General features: G+C 52.1%; 18 protein-coding genes. 9 read left to right on the top strand and 9 right to left on the bottom strand.

Going from position 1 to position 22,588, the window contains the following annotated elements:
- Positions 1 to 16: 16 nt before the first annotated feature.
- Positions 17 to 457, bottom strand: a complete 441-nt coding sequence (locus JL719_RS09365; RefSeq protein WP_033156668.1) for a hypothetical protein — start codon at positions 455 to 457, stop codon at positions 17 to 19.
- 109 nt (positions 458 to 566) lie between these two features.
- The gene (ppc, locus tag JL719_RS09370) at positions 567 to 3,488 is read right to left on the bottom strand and encodes a phosphoenolpyruvate carboxylase (protein ID WP_033156667.1); all 2,922 of its coding nucleotides are present in this window, start codon (positions 3,486 to 3,488) and stop codon (positions 567 to 569) included.
- Positions 3,489 to 3,600: 112 nt separating this feature from the next.
- Here ppc and nhaR point away from each other — a divergent pair, with 112 nt between their 5' ends.
- From nhaR to fucP, 3 genes are all read left to right on the top strand, one after another.
- A complete protein-coding gene (gene nhaR, locus JL719_RS09375; RefSeq protein WP_033156666.1) occupies positions 3,601 to 4,503 on the top strand; it encodes a transcriptional activator NhaR in 903 nt (300 codons plus the stop codon).
- Positions 4,504 to 4,851: 348 nt separating this feature from the next.
- A complete protein-coding gene (locus JL719_RS09380; protein ID WP_225893083.1) occupies positions 4,852 to 7,044 on the top strand; it encodes a glycoside hydrolase family 3 N-terminal domain-containing protein in 2,193 nt (730 codons plus the stop codon).
- 21 nt (positions 7,045 to 7,065) lie between these two features.
- The gene (fucP, locus tag JL719_RS09385) at positions 7,066 to 8,322 is read left to right on the top strand and encodes an L-fucose:H+ symporter permease (protein ID WP_033156664.1); all 1,257 of its coding nucleotides are present in this window, start codon (positions 7,066 to 7,068) and stop codon (positions 8,320 to 8,322) included.
- 13 nt (positions 8,323 to 8,335) lie between these two features.
- Here the strand turns inward: fucP and cheB are convergent, their stop codons facing one another.
- Genes cheB through JL719_RS09400 form a run of 3 tightly spaced genes read right to left on the bottom strand, consistent with a single transcriptional unit; the run spans position 8,336 to position 10,898 of the window.
- Positions 8,336 to 9,430 (bottom strand): protein-glutamate methylesterase/protein-glutamine glutaminase, encoded by a 1,095-nt coding sequence (gene cheB / locus JL719_RS09390; RefSeq protein ID WP_033156663.1) that lies wholly within the window; start codon positions 9,428 to 9,430, stop codon positions 8,336 to 8,338.
- Between the two features lie 29 nt (positions 9,431 to 9,459).
- A complete protein-coding gene (locus tag JL719_RS09395) occupies positions 9,460 to 10,056 on the bottom strand; it encodes a chemotaxis protein CheD (RefSeq protein ID WP_033156662.1) in 597 nt (198 codons plus the stop codon).
- Positions 10,053 to 10,898, bottom strand: coding sequence for a CheR family methyltransferase (locus JL719_RS09400; RefSeq protein ID WP_308441645.1), 846 nt, complete (start codon positions 10,896 to 10,898; stop codon positions 10,053 to 10,055). The genes JL719_RS09395 and JL719_RS09400 overlap by 4 nt, the downstream gene beginning before the upstream one ends.
- 512 nt (positions 10,899 to 11,410) lie before the next feature.
- Here JL719_RS09400 and JL719_RS24340 point away from each other — a divergent pair.
- From JL719_RS24340 to JL719_RS09430, 6 genes are all read left to right on the top strand, one after another.
- Complete coding sequence (locus JL719_RS24340; RefSeq protein WP_373276521.1) at positions 11,411 to 12,235, top strand: methyl-accepting chemotaxis protein; 825 nt, start codon at positions 11,411 to 11,413, stop codon at positions 12,233 to 12,235.
- Positions 12,236 to 12,255: 20 nt separating this feature from the next.
- Positions 12,256 to 12,624: a response regulator gene (locus JL719_RS09410; protein ID WP_033156659.1), complete on the top strand. Its 369-nt coding sequence runs from the start codon at positions 12,256 to 12,258 to the stop codon at positions 12,622 to 12,624.
- 31 nt (positions 12,625 to 12,655) lie between these two features.
- Positions 12,656 to 12,988 (top strand): STAS domain-containing protein, encoded by a 333-nt coding sequence (locus JL719_RS09415; RefSeq protein ID WP_033156658.1) that lies wholly within the window; start codon positions 12,656 to 12,658, stop codon positions 12,986 to 12,988.
- Complete coding sequence (locus tag JL719_RS09420; RefSeq protein WP_033156657.1) at positions 12,985 to 15,177, top strand: chemotaxis protein CheA; 2,193 nt, start codon at positions 12,985 to 12,987, stop codon at positions 15,175 to 15,177. The genes JL719_RS09415 and JL719_RS09420 overlap by 4 nt, the downstream gene beginning before the upstream one ends.
- 120 nt (positions 15,178 to 15,297) lie before the next feature.
- Complete coding sequence (locus tag JL719_RS09425; RefSeq protein WP_033156656.1) at positions 15,298 to 16,938, top strand: methyl-accepting chemotaxis protein; 1,641 nt, start codon at positions 15,298 to 15,300, stop codon at positions 16,936 to 16,938.
- Between the two features lie 17 nt (positions 16,939 to 16,955).
- Positions 16,956 to 17,501, top strand: a complete 546-nt coding sequence (locus JL719_RS09430) for a chemotaxis protein CheW (protein ID WP_033156655.1) — start codon at positions 16,956 to 16,958, stop codon at positions 17,499 to 17,501.
- A 110-nt stretch (positions 17,502 to 17,611) separates the two neighbouring features.
- Here JL719_RS09430 and JL719_RS09435 read toward each other — a convergent pair whose 3' ends face one another.
- The 4 genes from JL719_RS09435 to rpiA all read right to left on the bottom strand — a co-directional run bounded on the left by JL719_RS09435 (position 17,612) and on the right by rpiA (position 22,586).
- A complete protein-coding gene (locus JL719_RS09435) occupies positions 17,612 to 17,995 on the bottom strand; it encodes a bacteriohemerythrin (protein WP_033156654.1) in 384 nt (127 codons plus the stop codon).
- 24 nt (positions 17,996 to 18,019) lie between these two features.
- Positions 18,020 to 19,894, bottom strand: a complete 1,875-nt coding sequence (locus tag JL719_RS09440; protein WP_051669979.1) for a methyl-accepting chemotaxis protein — start codon at positions 19,892 to 19,894, stop codon at positions 18,020 to 18,022.
- Positions 19,895 to 20,028: 134 nt separating this feature from the next.
- Positions 20,029 to 21,702: a formate--tetrahydrofolate ligase gene (locus JL719_RS09445; RefSeq protein ID WP_033156653.1), complete on the bottom strand. Its 1,674-nt coding sequence runs from the start codon at positions 21,700 to 21,702 to the stop codon at positions 20,029 to 20,031.
- A gap of 206 nt (positions 21,703 to 21,908) precedes the next feature.
- Positions 21,909 to 22,586, bottom strand: a complete 678-nt coding sequence (gene rpiA, locus JL719_RS09450; protein WP_033156755.1) for a ribose-5-phosphate isomerase RpiA — start codon at positions 22,584 to 22,586, stop codon at positions 21,909 to 21,911.
- Positions 22,587 to 22,588: the final 2 nt, after the last annotated feature.

Genomic DNA, 22,588 nt, shown 5'->3' on the forward strand with positions numbered 1-22,588 from the left:
ACGAAATCCTATCGGTTTAAACGAATAACAGCATGGTCTTGCCGAGTATGCCCAGCAAAAGTGTAACCTTTAATGTGGTAAGTAATTTGGCCGGGCCGGCTTTGGCGCACCAGTTAAGCCAGGCAGTTTCGCATCCCTGGGCGATCACGAGGTAAGCTTTGCACGACAAGCGCCAAACGACGGTGCCGAGCAACGTTAGGCCGGACCAGAACACGATGAATTCGGCTTGGCGGGGCGTTACCCCGAACACGTGTTCCAAAAAATGCTCGAACAACATCTCGACCACCTCAATGGCCAAGTGCACAATGTGCCATAGAAAGGGTAGCAAGGTGTCGCCAAATTTATACAAAAATATCAGGGTCAAGATTGCCATGGCAGGCTTGTTTTCAAACAGCCAGCGCCCGGTGTTAATGATGATTACTCTAAACCAGTGTGCCAATGCGTAGGCGTATTGCATGGTTCTCCTCCCTTTTAGAGTCTGCCGAAAAGCCCTTTCCCCTTTTCAGGGGGGGGCGCGTCCTTCGACCCGTTCAGGACGCCGGAATTTCAGGGCCGGGCTAATAACATCAGCCGGTATTACGCATACCTGCGGCAATCGCATTGATACTGCGCAACAAGGGTTTCATCCACGGACTGTCCGCGGGATTCTCGGTATTCATTTCCCGCAGCCGCCGGATCAAAAAAACCTGGATATAGTTTAGCGGCCCCAGATAAGCATCGCGGCGGTGCAGGGAGGCGGCCAAAGCCGGATTTTCCGCCAGCAAATGGTCAGTGTTGGCTATCTCCAGTATCCACTCCACGCAGCGTTGATGCTCGCCGGCTATCAGGTTGTAAACCCGTTTGCCGGTTTCCGGGTCGTTGCACAATTGCGCGTATTCGCGGGCGATGTTCATGTCGGATTTACTCAAAGCCATTTGCGCGTTACTCAGCAGGTTGCGGAAAAACGGCCAGTCGCGATACATCCGCCGCAGGGTTTCCAGGCGCTCCGGCTTGCCGGCGCACCAGCTGGCCAGGCTGAAACCGATGCCGTACCAAGCCGGAAACGTCTGCCGCGATTGCGCCCAGGCGAATACCCAGGCTATCGCTCGCACCGAGTTTTTCGAGCGATCCAGTTTTTTGCGGTGCGAAGGCCGCGAACCGATGTTCAAGCCGCCAATTTCGCCGACCGGGGTGGCTTCGTAGAAATAATCCAAAAAGCCGGGAGTGCGCTCGGTCAGGTCGCGATAACTTTGCTCGCCGATCCGCGCCAATTCGTCCATCACTGCCAGATCTTCCGCATGATCCGCCGGGACGGCTTGCACCAGGCTGACGCTGGCTTTCAGCAAGCCGGTAACGCCCATGGTTAATTCGTAGACCGCCGTTTCCATATTGTTATACCGATAAAACAGCACTTCGCCTTGCTCGGTAAATTTGATCTGGCCGCGCACGGTGTCGGGCGGCTGGGCCAGAATCGCTTCGTGAGTCGGGCCGCCGCCGCGACCGACAGTGCCGCCGCGGCCATGGAATAATCGGCATTTCAAACCGTAACGCTCGCTGATTGCAATAATTTGCCGTTGCGCGCGCGATAAGCCCCAGGCCGACGCCAGGATGCCGCCGTCTTTGCAGGAGTCCGAATAGCCCAGCATGATTTCCTGGCGGTCATCGCTGACCCGCAACAATTCCCGATAGCACTCGGTATCGAATAGCTGGGTCAGTACCTCGGAGATGCGATTTAAATCGTCGATGGTTTCAAACAAGGGGCTGACGCCGATATGGCAATGCCAATGCCCGCCGATTTTGCCGACCAGGCCGGCTTGCGCCGCCAGCAGCAAGACTTCCAAGACATGACTGGCCGAGTGGGTCATGGAAATTACGTATTTACCAAAGCAGTTCGGGCCTATTTCCCGGCGCATTTTCGCCATCACGGTAAACAACTCCAGGGTTTCGCGGTTGGCCGGCGTCAGCGCGGCGGCGTCGAACATCAAACCACCCGGTGCGGCAATCGCCTCTGCTAACAATGCTATGCGTTGCGCTTCGTCCAGCGCCAGGTAGTCAATGTTCAATGCGGTTGCCAGAATTTCCGCGACTGCTTCGCTGTGGCGAGTCGATTCTTGCCGCACGTCGAGTTGCATCAAGTGAAAGTCGAACACGTCGGCCAAGCGGATCAGATCGGCTAATTCCAGCTCGGCGATATTGGCGTCGCCGTGGCTGCGCAAGGATGCATCAATCAAGCGCAGATCGTGTAAAAACTCGGCCACGCTGGCATAGGCAAGGCGATTGGCTTGTTCCGCTTGGCCCTGTAACTGTTGTTGCACGCGCTGCAAGGTGGATTGCATGCGATATTTCATCAATATCAGTTTGTGCCGGTAAGGTTCCTGCAAATAAGGCTTTTCCAAGTCCGTGACTGCCGCGCCCAGCAGGGCGCGGTCGGCGTGCAGGCTGTCAATAAATTCCGGCGTCAAGTCACAAAGTCCATAAGAATGCGACAACTGGCCGCGCAATTGATCCAGGCGCGCCAAATATTCCTGCATGATGGTTTGCGCCTGCATGCGCAAGGCCAGTTCGGTGGTTTCCGGCTTGACATTTGGATTGCCGTCGCGGTCGCCGCCTATCCATGAGCCAAAACGCAGGAAGCTGGGGATGCGGATTTGGCCGGCAACGTCGGCGCCGAATACATCGCTAAGCGCCCGTTGCAAGTTCCGGTAAACCAAGGTGGTAGCCTGAAATAGCGATAGCGAAAAATAAAACAAACCGGCGTCGATTTCGTCGGCTACGCCCAGTTTACGGGCGCGCACTTCGTCGGTTTTTAACAGCAATTGAATCTGTGCTTGCAGTTTGTCCAAGGCCTCGCTGCGTTGCTGGCTGCGTAGGCGTGGATCGTCCAAGGCCTCCTGGCTAAGGAAGACATTGCGCAACGCGCTTTTGACTGTGCGGCGTTTGGCTTCGGTGGGGTGAGCGGTCATCACCGGCAAATACAGCATTTCGTCCAATAACACCTGTAATTTATCGGCACTGACGCCGCTGTCGCGTAGTTTAATCAGCGTGTCATGAAACGAGCCGGGCCAATAGCGGCCGGTCTGATTTTGTCGGCGCAACGTTAGGTTATGCGATTCTTCGGCGATATTGAGCAGGCTGAAATAGCCGTTAAACACCCGCACCACTTCGCCTATTTCTTCCGCATCCAGGCCTTCCAGAATCTCCATAAACTGGCGGCGGCGGTTGGCGCTGCCCTCTCGGAGCAAGCTGGCAAACTTGCGTTGCAACTGCGCGACGGCGGTGGCCACCTCCGGTTTGGCTTGGGCGGTGAGCACTTTAGTCAAGATCGAACCGAGCAGGCGTATCGAACTGCGTAATTCTTTGTCGTCGCCGTGAGCATCCGATAAGCGATCACTGAGGATTTGGCTGGCGCCGAGGTTATCCAATTCAAACGCCGACTTGTCATACTCCGCTAATGCGGCTCCGGTACTTGGCGCGATGTCTTCGCTGTGCAGTGCTTTTAGCTTTTGCATGTGCAGTTCTCAGGGTAGGTTAGGGTTGCGTGATAGCCTAGCGCAGCATTTTGATATTGTTAAATAGAATGTTTAGAATTAATTCATCGTAAATTCCTATACATTGAGCGCTATGGAACGTATCAACTACCAACATTTGTTTTATTTCTGGAATGTCGCGCGTGAAGAAAGCATCACTCGCGCTTGCGAGAAACTGCATTTGGCGCAACCTACCATCAGCGGCCAATTAGCGGTGCTGGAACAGCAAATTGGCGAAAAACTCTTTTATAAACAAGGCCGTAAACTGGTGCTCACCGACACTGGGCGGGTGGTATTTAATTACGCGGAAGAAATCTTTTCGCTGGGCCGAGAGTTAACTAACACCTTAAAAGGCCGGCCGACCGGCAGGGCTCTGCGTCTGGTGGTGGGCGTGGCGGATGCGTTACCGAAAATGGTGGTTTATCGCTTGCTGGCGCCGGCATTCCGCTTACCAGAGTCGGTGCAGATTCTTTGTTACGAGGACAAAACCGAGCGGCTTTTGAGTGAGATGGTCATGCAAGGGATGGATATAGTCTTGTCCGATGCGCCGCTGACACCAACCAGTGGCGCCAAAGCGTTTAACCATCTGCTGGGCGAATGCGGGGTTACCGTGTTCGGCGCGCCGGCTTTGGCCGCGACCTATAGGCAAAATTTCCCACGCTGCTTGAGCGGCGCACCGTTCCTGCTGCCCACCGCCAACACTTCGCTGCGGCGCTCGCTGGATCAATGGTTCGACGCCGAAAGTATCAGCCCGGCTATCCAGGCCGAAATTGAAGACAGCGCGTTGATCAAAACCTTTGGCAGTGGTGGCGTGGGTTTGTTTGTCGCACCGAGTAATGTCGAAGCCGAAATCCAAAGCCAATACGGCGTGGAAGCCATCGGCCGTATCGACTCGGTGCATGAACGTTTTTACGCCATCACCATGCGCCGCAAACTCAAGCATCCGGCCGTGACCGCGATTTTGGAGAATGCGCGGGATAAGTTGTTTCCGGAATAACAATCCTGAGAAAACTTCATCCGGTGTGGCAGTTGCCACGAAAAACACCAAGCCAGGCTCTACGCCACCGCTGCTCTTAAAATATGAGACAGCATCTTCAGGTCTGGATAAACTATTCCGGGTCCCTGATGGGCACTTGCCGCTGACATGAGCGAATTATCGCCGGCTATGATGTGCCTATTTTTACCGATAACTACAAATGCCTTGCTATCGTTGATCGGATTTTTGCCGTGCGGCCGGCAGGTAGATAAAACGATTGAGCGGGCATCGATCAAACCTTAAATCAATCTCTTGAAAACAAAATTAGCTTTCTTAATTCTTTCCCTATTCGTGGCTTTGGAGTCCGGCGTGAGTGCAAAAGAAACAAACGACAATGTTGAAGCGCAGGTACAGGCCTTATTGGCGCAAATGAGCCTGGAAGAAAAAGTCGGACAGATGACGCAGATCGACTTTAGCGTGGTTTCGGTCGTGAATGGCGAGGTAGCCGACAATCCCATCGATCAGGCCAAACTGGAAGACGCCATTTTGAACCGGCATATCGGTTCGATACTCAACACGCCCACCACGCCGAATAATCAAACCCAGCCCATCGAAAAATGGCGGCGGATGACCCAAGCGATACGCGACGTGGCGGCAAAAAGCCGGCTGAAAATTCCGGTGCTGTACGGTATCGACGCGATTCATGGTGCAACTTACACCGAAAACGCAGTGCTGTTTCCGCAAGCCATCAGCATGGCGGCGACGTTTAATCCCGATTTGGCTTTCAAGGAAGGCGAAGTGACTGCGCGGGAAGCCAAGGCCTCGGGTTTGGATTGGAATTTCATGCCGGTGATGGACATCGGCCGGCAACCGCTGTGGCCGCGCTTGTGGGAAACTTACGGCGAGGACGTGCTTTTGGCGGTGACGATGGGCAGTGCCTATATTCAAGGTCATCAAGGCGATAATTTTGCGGACGCCGACAAAGCGCCAACTTGCTTGAAACATTACGTCGGCTACAGCTATCCCTTGAACGGCAAGGACCGCACCCCGGCCTGGATAGGCGAACGAGCTTTGCGCGAATATTTTCTGCCGGGCTTCGAAGCGGGCGTGAAAGCCGGAGCGCCGACGGTGATGGTCAATTCCGCCGAGGTGGATGGCATTCCCGGCCACGTCAATCATTACTACCTGAACACCATTTTGCGCGTTGAGATGGGTTTTAAAGGCTTTACCGTGTCCGATTGGGCCGACATCAGCCGCTTGTATACCCGCGATAAATTGGCATCCTCGCCGCGCGAAGCGGTAAAAATGGCGGTGATGGCCGGCATCGATATGAGCATGGTGCCGTTCGATTATTCGTTTTACGACTTATTGCTGGATTTAGCCAAAACCGGCGAAGTGCCGATGACCCGTATCGACGAAGCGGTGTCGCGTATTTTGCGGGTGAAATATCAAAGCGGTTTGTTTGACAGGCACGAGCCTGAGCTGGCCGTAAAAGGTAACTTTGTCACTGAGGATGCGGTGGCCGCTAACCGGCAAGCGGCGCGGGAAGCGATCATTCTGGCGAAAAATGACCAACATATTCTGCCCTTGAGCAAGCAGGCCAGCATCTTGGTCACCGGGCCGACCGCGAACTTGTTGAGCGTGATGAACGGCGGTTGGACGATTACCTGGCAGGGCGCCGCAGAGCATTTATATCCCAAAGACAAGCCCACTTTGATACAAGCCATTCAGCAGAAAACCACGGGCAAAGTGACGTACGTGGGCGGCAAAAATTTCAGCGACGAAATCAATATCGAGCAGGCGGTGACTCAAGCCAGGCAGCACGATGTGGTGATTTTGGCGCTGGGCGAAAAAACCTACACCGAAACCGAAGGCAATATCGAATCCCTGCATTTGGACCCGGTACAGTTGCAACTGGCTAGAGCGATTTTCGAAATCGGCAAGCCGGTGGTTTTAGTCACGTTCGGCGGCCGGCCGCGCATCATCACCGAAATTGCCAACAAGGCGCAGGCGGTGGTGTTGGGCTTTTTGCCGGGCATGGAAGGCGGGGCAGCGATGGCCGATATTTTGTTCGGCGACACCAATCCCAGCGGCAAGTTGCCGATTTCCTATCCGCGCGATGTTAGCGATATTGTGATGTACGATCACAAGCCGATAGAGGCTTTTGAGAGCAATCAGTATCGGCCTTTGTATCCATTTGGTCACGGTTTGAGTTACACCACCTTCCAGACCAGCGGCCTGCGTCTGAGCAAAGACAATATTGCCATGGGCGAGAATATCGACGTGACGGTTAAGGTGAAAAATACCGGCACGCTGACCGGCAAGGAGACCGTGATGGTTTACCTGCACGATGTCGCGGCCTCGGTTTCGCGGCCGGTGAAACAGCTAAAGGCGTTTAAAAAAGTTGAGTTAAAACCCGGCGCGGAGCAGACCTTGCAATTTAGCTTAACGCCGCAGGATATGTCTTTTATCGGCGTGGATATGCGGCGCATTGTCGAACCGGGCGAGTTTGAGGTGATGGTCGGTAACGAGATCGCACGTTTCCAGGTCCTCAAACCCTAAATCAATATGCAGGATTCACTCATGCCGGATCGACAAAACCTTGATAGACCCTCGCATGCAGGCTCGCTGACGGTTCTGACTTCGCTATTTTTTATTTGGGGATTTATCACCTGTCTTAACGACATCCTGATCCCGCATTTGAAGGCGGTGTTTACGCTGAGTTACACCCAGGCGATGCTGATCCAGTTTTGTTTCTTTACCGCTTACTTTCTGATGTCGGTGCCCAGCGGCTATCTGGTGGAAAAAATCGATTACAAGGGCGGCATCATCGTCGGTTTGGCGATTGCCGGTGGCGGTTGTTTGCTGTTTTATCCGGCGGCTGGCTTGCATTCTTATCCTTTGTTTTTGGCGGCGTTTTTTGTGTTGGCGTCCGGGATTACCTTGCTACAGGTTTCCGCCAATCCTTACGTGACGGTGTTGGGCGATCCGCACACTGCGTCCAGTCGTTTAACCTTGACGCAGGCGTTTAACTCCTTGGGTACCACGCTGGCGCCGTATTTTGGCGCATTGTTTATTTTGTCGAATGCGGTGAAAAGCGCCGAGGAAATAAAGCTGCTCGACGCCGAGCAATTGTCTGCGTATCAGGCCGCGGAAGCGGCGGCGGTGCAGAATCCGTATTTATGTCTCGCGGCAGTCTTGTTTTTCATGGCGGCAGTGTTTGCGATGTTGAAGTTGCCTAAGATTAACCAGCAAGCCGAGGCAACCGGCCCAAATGCAGTGGATGGCAGCGCCTGGCAATATTCGCACCTGGTATTGGGCGCCGTGGCGATTTTTGTGTACGTCGGCGGTGAAGTGTCGATTGGCAGCTTTCTGGTTAACTTTCTCGGCGAGCCGCATATAGCCGGTTTGGCTGAGCAAGAGGCCGGCAAATACGTGTCGTTTTATTGGGGCGGGGCGATGGTCGGCCGGTTTATTGGGTCGGCGGTGATGCAGAAAATCCATCCCGGCAAAGTGTTGGCCTTTAACGCCTTGGCGGCGGCTGGTTTGGTGTTGGCGACGATGTTGGGCAGCGGCATACTGGCTATGGTTACCATCCTGGCGGTAGGTTTGTGCAATTCCATCATGTTTCCCACCATCTTTTCGCTGGCTTTGACCGGCTTGGGCAGGCATACCGGCCAAGGCTCCGGCATACTCTGCGCCGCCATCGTCGGTGGGGCTATTTTACCTTTGCTGCAAGGGGCGTTTGCGGATCGTATTGGCATTCAGCAGGCTTTTTTCATCCCTTTACTCTGTTATTTATATATCGCCTATTACGGTTACCGCTGTCGCCGCTTGTAGATAAAACCGGCCTTTAACCTTTCAAGAATTTTGCCCGATTCGGCGATTGCATGATCAAATTCGGGATAGCTGATAAAGGCAATTCGCCGTCGGTGCCGCCCAGTTTTACTGCTTCCTTGGGCATGCCGTAGACCACGCAACTGGCTTCGTCTTGGGCCACGCAAAGTGCGCCGGTATCGTGTAATTCTTTCATTCCATGGGCGCCGTCGTCGCCCATGCCGGTCATGATTATGCCCAGTACGTTTTTGCCGGCAGCTTGCGCGGCCGAGCGGAACAACACATCCACCGATGGCCGATGGCGGCTTACCAAGGGGCCATCCTTGATTTCCACCCGGTATTGGGCGCCGCTGCGGCGCAACAGCATGTGTTTGCCGCCGGGCGCGATCAAAGCCAGGCCGGGAATGACCCGGTCGTTTTGCTCGGCCTCTTTAACTGTAATTTGGCACAGGCTGTCCAGCCGTTTGGCAAATGCGGCGGTAAATGCCTCCGGCATGTGCTGCACAATGACGATTCCCGGCGTGGTACGGGGTAATCGCGTCAATACGTATTCCAGAGCCTGGGTGCCGCCGGTTGATGTGCCAATGGCGACGACGCGATCGGTGGTTTCCGTCATCGAGATCAGGCTGGTCGGGGAAATGACGGCGTCGGCGGTTAATTTCGGGCTGCCATCCAGAGGTTTGCCGCTTGGGATAGCCGATTTTTTTAGTCTGGCATGCGCAGCACCTTTAATCGCATCCGCCAGCAGGGTTTTCGAATCTTGCAAAAAGCCCTTCAGGTTGACGGTCGGTTTGGTGATGATGTCGACGGCACCGGCACTCATGGCCTGCATCGTCACTTCCGCGCCTTTTGCCGTGAGCGTCGAACAGATCACGACCGGCGTGGGATGTTCGTGCATTAGCTTCTTAAGGAAGGTGATGCCGTCCATGCGCGGCATTTCAATGTCCAGGATGATGACATCCGGCCAGTCTTTTTCCATGCGGGTCAGGGCAAAGATGGGATCCGGCGCGGCGCCGATCACTTTGACGCCAGGCAGGCTATCGAGCAATCCGGTTAATACCTGCCGGACCACGGCGGAGTCGTCGACAATAAATACTTTTGTGTCTGTCATAGTGTTGCCTGTTAATGGTCTTGGATGATTTACCAGAATTCGGCACTGCTTCTGGATTTTTCATGTTCGTCGATATTTTTCTTCCAGTAGCGGCGCTCTTCATTTTCAAGAGACAGTTGCTGATTGTGGTCGATTTTTTTGATAAACACCGAATAATCAGTACCGACGAAATGGACGTTTCTGCCGATATTGCCGCCTAGACAGGCACTAAGCATAGGAATGTTTTCTTTTTTTAAAAACTCTTTGATGAATAAAACATTCACGTCGCCCACGGTTTCCTTGCGGTTTTTGTCCTCTCGCAGTTTTAATACGTTGCCGCCGCCGAAGCATTTGGCTTGTAGATTGAGCCGGTTGGCGCCCAGTTTCATCATTTCGTTGATCAGCAATTCCATCGCATAAATGCCGTAACGGCCCTCTTCGGATTCGATGATAGGCATGTTTTTGGAGTAGGAACGATAAGCCAGCAAAAAATGATTCATGCCAAATACCCGATTGATTGGGTCATATAGGCAGGCAGCCACGCACGAGCCCAATAGTGTTGAAATGACTTCCGGCTGGCGGGAGGCATAGAATTCGCCCGGATCGATGACGATACGCTGGGTATCTCGGAAGGGCAGGATTTTCATGGTTTCCGGTAGATAGAAGGCTTCAGCATTTGTAACTGTTCGGTGACCCGGTGCAGGCTTTCCGAATGACTGATGATGAAATGTCCGCCAGGCTTTAGCGCGGTAATCAGTCGTTCGACGACCTGCTTTTTGGTGTCTTGGTCAAAATAGATTAGAACATTACGCAGAAAAATTACGTCGAACCTCCCCAATGTATGCGGCAGTGAACTCATCAAATTAACCTGATCAAATTTGACGCGGCTGCGTAGTTTGTTGTCCACACGAAAAAAACCTTCCTGGCTGCGCACGCCGCGTAAACAATATTTTTCCAATAGGCGTTTGTCCATATGGTCCAGCCTATCCAGTGGATAGACGCCATGACGGGCAACTTCCAGCACTCGCGTGCTCAAATCGGAGCCGAAAATCTCCCAATTGCGCGTGCCTAGGTTCTCCGCTAATACCATTGCCAGAGTATAGGCTTCTTCTCCTGTCGAACTAGCCGCGCTCCAAACCCTAAAATGCTCGCCGCGCCAGGTCTTAAGAATGTGCTGTTGAAAAAATTCGAAGTGCTTTGGCTCCCGAAAAAAATACGTTTCATTGGTGGTCAGAATGTTGACCAGCGTTTGAAATTCATGGGGGTAATCGGGACTGACAGCCAGTTGGTAGTATTCCCCGTAATGTTCTAGCTGGTAATAATCGAGCCTTTTGGCCAGCCGGCTGGCTACCATGACTTTCTTTTCCGGCGTCAGAGCGATGCCGGCATGGTCGTAAATCAAACGTCTGAAGCGTTCGAATTCTTCGGTTGTGATCGGGGCAATAGTAATAAAACCGTCTCCGTTAGTAAGGATATGCGACGTAATTATGTCAGTAAATAATTACAGGAAGTGCTGAGAACTTAACATTAACGAAAAACCTAAGATGGTAGTGGGTTGAATGCAAATTTAAAACTCTCTACTATCTTTAACATACCCAAAACCCAGACGGAATTCCCATGCTTCGAAAACCTTATCCTGTAGCCAAGAGCCCCGGTCCACTTGGTTTTTATCTGTTAACGGTGGGGTTGGGTGTGACAGGTGGATTGTTGGCTTGCGTGCAAACCGGTTTCAGTTTGATCAGCTTGGGAGCTACTGCCGGGCTTGGTTTTGCCGGCGTCCTGATTGGGTCTACTTTGTACAATAAACAGCAAACCGCGCTGAATGAAGCTAATAACGCCTGGCGTGGCGACGAAGATTTAAAACTGCAAGAGCTTGAAGCATACGCCATTGAGCTGGAGCGGTTGTTTCTGCAAGTAGTGCCCATTTTGCTCAGACAAGTACAAACATCCAGAACGCATACCGAACAGGAAATCACCGTCCTGACCAGCCGTTTCGCCGCTATGGTTAATCAATTGGAGAGACTGATTTCCGGCGGTGCGCAGAATCGTCAAGGTCGTAGCGTGGATGTGTTATTCGGCGAAACCCGGGATGCTTTGACGGCGGTGTTAAAAGTTTTAAGTGAAATCCAGGACGTTGAGCATGCGGTAGTCGACGAGGTTCGTAAATTGTCCGCACATACCGGTCAACTGGACACGATGGCGCAGGAAGTGCGCAAGGTCGCTGAGCAAATCAATTTACTGGCTCTAAATGCGGCTATCGAAGCCGCTCGCGCAGGCGAAAATGGCCGGGGTTTTGCGGTTGTAGCCGACGAAGTCCGTAAACTGGCCGGATTTTCGTCTTCCACCGGGGAAAAAATCAGCCACGCCATTGCTGATATCAACAAAGCCATGGCCTCGACGTTGAAAATGTCCGAGGCATCCGGCTCTTCCGATGACAAAGCGATCCGAGATGCCGAACACGCCATCCGCACCGCTCTGGACGATTTGCGGGTGGCTTTGGATATGTTCAGAAACGATGCGGATCAGTTACGCGGCAACAGCGCGCAAATTCGCGACGAGATTTTCTCGGTGTTGACGGCGTTCCAGTTTCAGGATCGGGTCAGCCAAATGCTGTCGCATGTCGAACATAATCTAAACAGCCTGCAAACTGCGGTAGATGCCACGCGCAGCAGCGGCGAGCGCCAAGCAAATAGCTTGGATGTCGGCGCCACATTGTCGAGAATGGAGCTTAGTTACACGATGCCGGAAGAGTTGTTGAATCACTCTTCAAGTGCGGCGGTCAGTCACCAAAGCACTTCCGCCAACGATGAGATTACATTTTTCTAAATTTGATGAAGGATTGACTAATGGCTAAAACCATCATGATTGTTGATGACTCGGCATCCATTCGACAGGTTGTCGGCATTGCCCTAAAGGGTGCCGGCTACGATGTGATTGAGGCCTGCGACGGCAGGGATGCACTGAGTAAATTAACCGGACAAAAAATCAATTTGATCATTACCGATGTGAATATGCCGAATATGGATGGCATAACCTTTGTGACGGAAGCCAAAAAACTCCCGGCATACAAATTCACCCCGATGATGATGCTGACTACCGAAGCCGCCGACGATAAAAAACAGGCTGGCAAGGCCGCCGGCGCGAAAGCCTGGCTGACCAAACCGTTTCAAGCCCCCACTTTACTCGACGCGGTGTCCAAATTGGTGTTGCCTTAAAAACAACCCCATTGCACAAGGGGAGAAAACCTTGGCTATCCACCTAAAACAACAAAAAAAGGGTGTCACCCATCTAGCCATTCAGGGTGAATTGACCATCTACTCGGTGCTGGAACACAAACAAGCACTATCCCCGTATCTAAGCTCGGCTAAAGACGTGCAAATCGATCTTGCCGATGTCACTGAAATCGATAGCGCCGGTGTGCAACTGCTGATGTTTCTGAAGCAGGAAGCCGTCAGCCGCGATATCCGCTTTAGTCTTATTCAGCATAGCGAGGCGGTCGTTGAAGTGCTGGAACTGCTCAACCTGAGTAAGCATTTCGGCGACCCTATCGTAATCTCCGCAGATTGGAAAACATCATGAGCGAATTAGATGCGGCCTTAACGGTTTTCGCCCAAGAGGCTGAAGAGTTGTTAACTGATATGGAAGACGCTTTGTTGTCTCTGGAGAGTAAACCGGACGATAGCGAAACCATCAACAGTTTATTCAGGGCCATGCATACCATCAAAGGCTCTTCCGGATTGTTTGGTTTTAACGCCATTGTCGGCTTTACCCATGAAGCGGAGTCGGTCCTGGATAAAGTGCGTAACGGCGAACGCGGCATCGACGCGGAATTGATTTCTGTCTTGTTGGACAGCAAGGATCACACTGCTAAATTGATCGAACATTGTTTGACGCAGAAAGACTCCGAGTTACCGGCAAGCTTGGCGGCGGATGGAGAACGTTTGATTCGGCAATTGACCGGACGGCAAACGACCGACATGCAGCAAAGCGACGATAGCGTCCAGCTGGAAATTGAAGGCGGCGGTGAAATATCGGTGGACGATAACTGGCTAATTTCTCTAGAGTTTCAGAAAGATGCCTTCAGAAACGGCATGGACCCCTTGTCGTTTATTCGCTATCTGCGCACCTTGGGTGAGATTAAACAAATTCTTACTGTAGCCCCGGAAATGCCGGTCGGTGACGACATGGACCCGGAAAGCTGCTATTTGCATTTCAAAATTGCTTTTCAGAGCGATGCGAATAAACAGACGATAGAGGCGGTGTTTGATTTTGCCTCGGACGATTGCGATATCAAAATTTTGCCGCCTAATTCCAAGCTGGAGGAATATTTAAATCTGTTGAATGCCCAGGATGACAATCATGTCAACCGCTTGGGCGATATGTTGGTGCAGGTTGGGGCGCTGACTCAAAATGATGTCAACCATGCTTTGCAACGTCAGCAGGCCAATATTGATTCCGAACTGGTTATCGTCCCCGGCAAACCCTTGGGAGAGATACTGGTCGAGCAACATGTCGTACAGCAGCCATTAGTCGATCAAGCGCTGAAAAAACAGGAACAGACCAAACAAAAACTGGCAAGCGAAGCCAATTACATCCGGGTCGATGCTACCAAACTGGGCCATTTGATCAATTTGGTCGGTGAGCTGGTGATTTCCAGTGCGGCGATGAATTTGATCGTTGAGCGGCATGGCCTCAGCGATGCCGGCGACGTGGCCGCCAGCATGAATGCCTTAGTCGGCAGTATTCGCGATACCGCATTGGAATTGCGCATGGTGCAAATCGGCGAAACCTTTTCCCGGTTTAAACGGGTGGTGCGCGACGTTAGTAAAGAATTGAATAAAGACATCGAACTTTTTATCAGCGGCGGCGAAACCGAGTTGGATAAAACGGTCGTCGAAAAAATCAACGATCCGTTAACGCATTTGATCCGCAACGCCCTCGATCACGGCATTGAAAGTCCCGAGCAGCGGCTCGCCGTAGGTAAGCCGGCACAAGGTACCGTGCAACTCAATGCCTACCACGAATCCGGGCATATCGTGATTCAAATCGCCGATGACGGCGCTGGTTTAAATAGCGACAGAATACTCGCCAAAGCATTAGCTAACGGTTTGATTAAACCCGATCACGATTTGTCCCAACAAGACATTCACAATCTGATATTCGCCGCCGGACTTAGCACCAAGGATCAAGCCACCAATTTATCCGGGCGCGGTGTCGGCATGGATGTGGTGAAAAAAAATATCGAAGCCTTACGCGGCTCCGTCGAGATAGACAGCGTAGAAGGCGAGGGCACCACCATTTCCATACGCTTACCGCTGACCCTGGCAATTATCGATGGTTTTATGGTCGGCACCGGTCAGGACCGCTACATCATCCCGTTGAGTATGGTGGACGAATGCATCGAGATGAACGCCAACGAATGCGAGATTGATGAATTACAGCATTACATTAATTTACGCGGCCAGGTTTTACCGTATTTGCGTTTAGCGGATTACTTTCGGAACGGTTCCCATGACACCACTAGGAAGCGCGAGAGCGTGGTGGTGGTCAAATTCGGGCAAAGCAAAGCCGGGTTTGTTGTCGATGAATTGCATGGCGAGCATCAAACTGTCATCAAGCCTTTGGGCAGGGTTTTCGAAAAACTTAAAGGTATTACCGGCGCTACGGTGTTGGGCGACGGTAATGTAGCTTTAATTTTAGATGTGCAGGGTCTGATTGACTCGGCAACCAGTTTTAAGCACCGAAAAGTGCCAATGTATGAACAGTGAACTGTCCCCTTTAAGACCGTAGATTCTATTTTTGCCAGTGAAAGGCTGCACTTTTGTCGGGAGAATTCCCCGTTACTTGAAGGCACTCTGTTCCGGCTTTAATTTATAAGGAATAAGAAAATGAAAATGACCGTGGTAAGAAAAATGATTTTACTGGTCGTGGTGGCCATTATTGGTTTGGCGGCTGTCGCCTGGATAGGCCAACGCAGTATGACCAGTGTCTATGAAAAAACAAATTTTGCAAATTTGAAGACCGTACCGGCGCTCTCGGCCCTCGGTGATGCCGGCCAGCGACTGGGACGTTTGCGGGTTCGGGTCTATCGGCATGTATTGACCGAGGATATTGCTGAAAAGGCAAAAGTCGAAGCAACGATCAAGGATGCGCAGGATGGTATTGAGAAGGCGTTTGCACTGGTGGAAAAAACGGTCGACGAGGGCAAAGACCGCAAGTTGTTCGAGGAAATGACAAAAACCTATAAGGAGTATGGGTTGTCTATCGATAAAATTATCGAGGTCTCTCGAAAAAATAATGATGCCGATAGTCGAGCGGCGCTGACAGCGGGTGCGCCAATCGCTGAGGAGTTCAACAGCAAAATCGATAGTTTCCAAGAATATGTCATTGAAGAGGGCAAAAAGTCTGCTGACGAAGCGGCGGCTGAAAAGGAAAGCGCAACCTTTATAGTGAATGTGATCAGTGCATCGATCTTGATATTCACGGGGATTCTGGGCTGGGTAATTACTCGTGGCATTATTCTGCCCTTGAATGAACTGCAACGGGTAGTGGACGCACTGGCGCAAGGAGAATTTAGTACCGCCATTAATATCAATCGTGAAGACGAAATCGGCGTGGTTGCCAACGCCTTGAAAGATATGCGCGGGCATTTGGTCAGAGTGGTGCAGGAAGTGCGTTCCAATTCAGAGGCCTTGTTGAGCGCATCGCAGCAAGTTAGTGCCACGGCGCAATCGATGAGTCAAATGGCCACCGAGCAAGCAGCAAGCGTGGAAGAAACGACTTCGTCGATTGAACAACTTAATTCGTCGGTACAACAAAATACCGAAAATGCCCACATCACCGAACAAATGGCCACCAAATCTGCCAGCGAAGCCCGCGATGGCGGTAATGCCGTGAACGAAACGGTAACGGCCATGAAACACATCGCCAAAAAAATTGGTTTAATCGAAGACATTGCTTACAAAACAAACCTGCTATCGTTAAACGCCGCCATCGAGGCCGCGTCCGCCGGTGAGCACGGAAAAGGTTTTGCGGTGGTAGCGGCAGAAGTGCGTAAGTTGGCGGAAAGTAGTCGGGTCACCGCCGAAGAGATCAATGAATTGGCCACTAATAGCGTGGCGATAGCTGAGAAAGCCGGTGGTTTGATCAGCGCAGTGGTGCCTAATATCGCTAAAACCGCCGATTTGGTTCAAGAAATTAATGCCGCGTCGATCGAACAATCCAGTGGCATCAATCAGATCAACGAAGCCATGCGCCAATTGGATAAGGCTACCCAGCAAAACGCCGCCAGTTCAGAAGAATTAGCAGCGACCTCAGAAGAATTAAATGGCCAAGCGACCCAACTGCAGCACGCCGTGGCCTTCTTTAAATTGGAGGAGGACAAAAGAGCGCAAAATTACAGATCGACTCCGCCTGCACCTCGCCCAAATAGAGGTCCGGTAAGTCCCAGCTATGCTGCTAAGCCTGCGGCTCCGGCTTTAGCGGATGGGTCGATTAATTTTAACGACAAAGACTTTGAGCGCTTTTAATCTCTGGAGAACAGACCATGAGTAATCTGATTCGGAGAGAAACCGGCCAAGCTGTGGCGGTTCAGGAGCAGGTAGGCCAATACCTGACTTTTTTAGTGGGGACAGAAAGTTTTGCCGTCAGCATTCTGGATGTGAAGGAAATTATCGAAATTGCCAACGTGACCCGGGTGCCGTTGACGCCGGACTATATTCACGGCGTGATCAATTTGCGCGGCAGCGTGGTGCCGGTAATCGATTTATCGGCACGATTAAGCCGGCATTGCTCGGAAGTGAGCAAGCGCAGTTGTATTGTGTTGGTGGCGGTTGAAGCGGGCGAGGGTTCGCAACTGATCGGCATGTTGGTGGACGAAGTCCGGGAGATTTTGGAAATTCCGCCCGCCAATATCCAGCCGGCTCCGGATTTCGGTACCGATATTCGTACCGATTTTATTCAAGCCATGGCCCGTGTCGACGACGTATTTATTATACTTTTGGCGATTAGCCGGGTACTGTCGTTGGACGAGCTATCGTTACTAAACGACTTGGCGCAATCTCAAGACCATCTGCTCGCAAATGCGGACTAGGTTTTGATCTGGGAGCTATGCTGGAAGAATTTTCCGGCATTCTCCCAGCAGCTTGCCTTCTTCACGGCTAGGTAGCAGCACTCGTTGCTATCCTGTTAGGTGTTCTTCCGCTATTTCTGGGTTTTTAAATAAGTATTAATGGCAGCATCTTCCTCTGCCATATGAGTAATCCAGTCGCGCATGAAGCCGGACACGTCTATTTCCTGTCGTTTTTGCTGATGGATTCCAGCACTAAACGCGATCAGTTTCTCCAGCATCACATTATGCGTCTGCACATGATGTTGATATTCCGGATAGTCGTGCTGTTTCATAAAGGCTTCTTCAGCTTGAAAGTGCTCTCTAACGTGTTGATAAAGCAACATAATATTTTCGGCTAGCGCTTGCGTATCTTTCGAGCTCACCAATTGGTTTGCCAGATCGAAAATCTCTCTGTGCTGTTGGTCAACGGCTTCGTTTCCGAGCAGATATTGATTTTCCCAAACGAATTCGTTCATGTTATTTCCGTTATCTTTTGTCTGTTAGTGCATCTTAAAAAAGCCAACTTCTCGCATGAGCGTTTGGCTTTGATCGTTTAATTCTTCAGCAGTGGCGGCCAATTGCTCAGAAGCTGCCGCGTTATGCTGAATGGCCGTATCCAACTGTCCTACCGCTTGACTGATTTGCCGGACGCCGGCAGCCTGTTCGTCGGATGCGATGGCTATTTCCTGTACCAGCGTAGCGGTTTTTTGAATGCTGGGCAGCATTTGGCTGAAGATACGGCCGGCGTTTTCAGCGATGTCCAGGCCGGTATTGGCGAGTTCGCCGATTTCGTTGGCGGTATCCTGGCTGCGGGTTGCCAACTTCCGCACCTCGGTTGCTACGACCGAGAAGCCGGCACCGTGTTCGCCCGCTTTGGCGGCGACTATCGAAGCGTTTAATGACAGCAAGTTGGTTTGGTAGGCAATCGCTTCGATTAAGCCGATTTTCTCGGCGATTTTGTTCATCGCTTCCACGGTGTCTCTGATCGCCTGTTCACCGCTTTGCGCCGATTCGGCGGCGGTAAGGGCAATTTGTTCCGTAGTCTGCGCATTCTCATGGTTGTGTTCTACCGACCCGGTCAATTGTTCCAGTGCGGCGCTGGTTTGTTCAATGCTGGCCGCTTGTTCGCAACTGCTTTGACTGAGGGTTTGCGCCGCATTATTGACTTCGGTAGAGGCTTGAGCGATTTGCGCCGAACAACTGCCGATAGTGCCAATCACATCGGCCAGACGTTTTTGCATGGTCAGCATGGCGGCAAAAATGCCGACATGATGCTCTGCTTGCGGCATGCCCCGTCGTTCCAGTTTCCCGGCAGCGATATTGACTGCCAGATTATTGACCTGCAACGGTTCTCCGCCCAACTGAGCGGCTATGTCCTTACGCAGTATCCAAAATAGCGAAAAAGACAACCCCGCTACCACAATAATAAACACGCCGTTGAACAACAAACGGCGACTGGCGCTGTTTTCAATCGCCTTGGACGAGTCTATGGTGTCCTTGGCGATATAGTTTTCCACGTCTTTCAACAGATTGATCTTGCCGGTTTGCATCGCAAACCAGTGGGCGGGGTCTACCCCAAAACCGCCTTTATCGGTATTGCTAAGAGCTTTGCTGCGCATCGCCGCCGTTTCATCAATAAATTGGCCGCGCAGCGTGTGTTGTAAAAAATCCAGGTACTGCTGGGGGGCGACAGAGGCGAAAATATCCAGATAAGTATTCTGAAAAGCGATCAGCGTCACCAGTTTTTCATACATGCCGGGGCCAAAAGCGTCCTTGGCAAAAGTGTTCGCCAACACGGCCCGCTCCACGCCCGCTTGCTCCTTGCCTTTCAGAAAATTGGCATAGGCATCCAGCTTGTGATTGATTTCTACATTGGTGCTCAATTGAGGCAATTGGGCGATGATCGCCAGATAGGCGGCATTTAGATTGGAATAGTAATTGATGGTAACTTCGCCGCTGGCGCTTAAAGCGGTGACCGACTGGCGAGTCTCGTCGAGTTGGTCGATTTGCCGGTCTGCCGCCGCCAAACCAGCCGCCAGATTGGCGGCGGCTTTGGTGTCGAATGTTTTGAGAAAAGCATTCAGTTGTTTCAGTTTTTCGTCCGTGGTTAAGCGTTGTTGCCCCAGTTCTTGTTTAAATTTCTGGCCGCCACTACCCAAATGCCCGACCGACAAGCCGCGTTCTTTTTGTAATTCATGCACCAGATCGCTGGCGTACACGGAAAAGTTGGCTAAGGAGATAATCTTTGCCGCTGACCGCATCTCCACAATATGGGTGTAGACCACGAAGGAGGCCATTAGCAGTAAGCCTGCTAAGGGTATCAGCGATAGGGCCGCTATTTTGTGGTTGAATTTAACGGTTTTCAGGTCAAGCATGTCCACTCCCGGCGACTATTCATATGCTCAAGCATAGTCCAGGGTGCTTATACCTGCTACGTGTAAGGTTGAAGGAAACGGGCCGATTGCATTGCAAAAAATTCGAACAATCGACCCAATTTGCCTAGCGATATTTAGAACAAACCGCTGATCACGCCGTCGTCGCTAATATCGATACGCTCGGCGGCCGGTACTTTCGGTAAGCCGGGCATCGTCATCATGTCACCGGCAATCGCCACGATGAAGCCGGCGCCGTTAGCCAGACGTACTTCATTGATTTCCACAGTATGGTCGGATGGCGCGCCCTTGGCATTGGGGTTGGTGGAAAACGACATTTGGGTTTTCGCCATGCAGACCGGGAAATGACCGTAGTTGGCTTGCAGCGCCTTCAACTCGGCGCGAATTTTCGGGCTGGCGCTGATGTTTGCCGCGCCGTACAGCTTGGTGGCGATGGCTTCGATCTTATTCCACAGCGGTAGTTCGCTGTCGTAAACATAACTAAAACCGGGTTCGCGATGATCGACGATGTTCAGTATTTCTTGAGCCAATTGTTCCGCGCCGGCCCCACCGTGCGCCCAGTGTTTGGCGACTACGCATTTCACGCCCAAGGCTTCGCATTTCTGCTGTAGCAAGGCGATTTCGGCATCGGTGTCGAAAGTAAAGTGATTGATGCTGACCACGCAGGGCAGGCCGTAATGCTGGGTAATGTTATGCAGATGGCGTTCCAGATTGGCAAAACCTTGTTCCAGTGCCGCCAGATTTTCCTGGTTCAAATCGTCTTTAGCTACGCCGCCATGGAATTTCAACGCGCGTACTGTGGCGACCAATACCACCGCCGATGGCTTTAAGCCGGACATGCGGCATTTGATGTCCAGAAACTTTTCCGCGCCCAAGTCGGCGCCAAAGCCGGCTTCGGTGACCGCATAATCGGCCAGCTTCAACGCGGTTTTGGTGGCGGTGACGGTGTTGCAACCGTGGGCGATGTTGGCAAACGGGCCGCCATGAATAATCGCCAGATTGTTTTCCAGGGTTTGTACCAGGTTGGGTTTGATCGCATCTTTTAAGATCGCCGCCATCGCGCCATGCGCTTTCAGGTCGCTGGCGTAAACCGGCGTGACTTTGTCGGATTTGTAGCCGATGACGATGCGGCCCAAACGCTCCTTCAAATCTGCGCGGCTGGTGGCCAGACACAGAATCGCCATCACTTCCGAGGCGACGACGATGTCGAAGCCGTCCTCGCGCAAATAGCCGTTCGCCGGCCCGCCTTGGCCGATGGTGATTTTGCGCAGAGCCCGGTCGTTCATGTCGATTACCCGTTTCCATTGGATGCGGCGCGGGTCGATGTCCAGTTTGTTGCCGTGATTGATATGGTTGTCGATCAACGCCGACAACAAATTGTGCGCCACACCGATGGCGTGGAAGTCGCCGGTAAAATGAAGATTGATGTCTTCCATCGGCACTACTTGCGCGTACCCGCCGCCGGCCGCGCCGCCTTTTACACCGAAGCAAGGGCCCAGCGAAGGTTCGCGCAGGCAGATAATGGTTTTTTTACCCAACCTGTTCAAGGCATCACCCAAACCTACCGTGGTGGTAGTTTTACCTTCGCCGGCCGGGGTGGGGCTGATCGCGGTGACTAAAATCAGCTTGCCGTCGGTTTTATCGGTCAGGCTGTTGACATATTCCAGGGAAATCTTGGCTTTGTAATGACCGTAAGGGTCCAAATGTGCGGCGGGGATGCCGAATTTTTCGCCGGCCAAATCAATAATCGGGCGCATGCTTGCCTGTTGGGCAATTTCAATGTCAGACATGGTAGTTCCTAAAATACTCTGAGAAATGTTGCAAAAGCAGAGCAGCCGGCGGCTGCGATGGGCGGATATTGTAGAGTTCTAAGGCTGGGGCAGCCAGAAATTTAATGGGGAAAAGCCGGCAAGGCTTTATGGGTAAGGCGCTGCCGGCTTTTCGGCGACTGAGGTCGTCGCGTCGGACAACCTATCGCAATAGCGGGTAACGCTGTTTAGTAAGTAATGACTTCGCTGCCTTTACCGACCAACACCACATCCGCGTCGCGGATCGCAAACAAACCGTTGGTGATCACGCCGGGGATATTGTTGATGGTTTTTTCCAACTCGATAGGGTCCAGGATGCTCAAATTATGCACGTCCAGAATCTCGCAACCGTTGTCGGTGATGTAGCAGGCGCCGGTGTCTTTGTTCATGCGCAATTCGGGTTGGCCGCCCAGTTTAGCCAATTGGCGAGCCACGAAGCTGCGCGACAAGGGCAATACTTCGACGGGCAACGGAAACTTGCCCATCACGTCCACGCATTTGCTTTCGTCGACGATGCAGACAAATTTTTTGCTGGCGCCGGCGATGATTTTCTCGCGGGTCAACGCGCCGCCGCCGCCTTTCAACATTTTTTTATGCGGCGTGACTTCGTCCGCGCCGTCTACGTATATGTCCAGATCGCCGGATTGATTCAGTTCGATGACGCGAATGCCGATGGATTGCAAATGTTCGGTGGTTTTCGCCGAGCTGGATACAGCGCCTTCGATGTCTCTTTTGAAATCGCAGTCGGCCAACAGATTAATTAAATGGGTGACGGTGGAGCCGGTACCCATGCCGATGATGGGTACGTTTTTCAAATAGTGCAGCGCAGCCTGAGCGACTTGTTTTTTTAATTCGTCTTGAGTCATGG

This window comes from Methylomonas sp. LW13, from assembly GCF_016865255.1.
Classification (GTDB): Bacteria; Pseudomonadota; Gammaproteobacteria; order Methylococcales; family Methylomonadaceae; genus Methylomonas.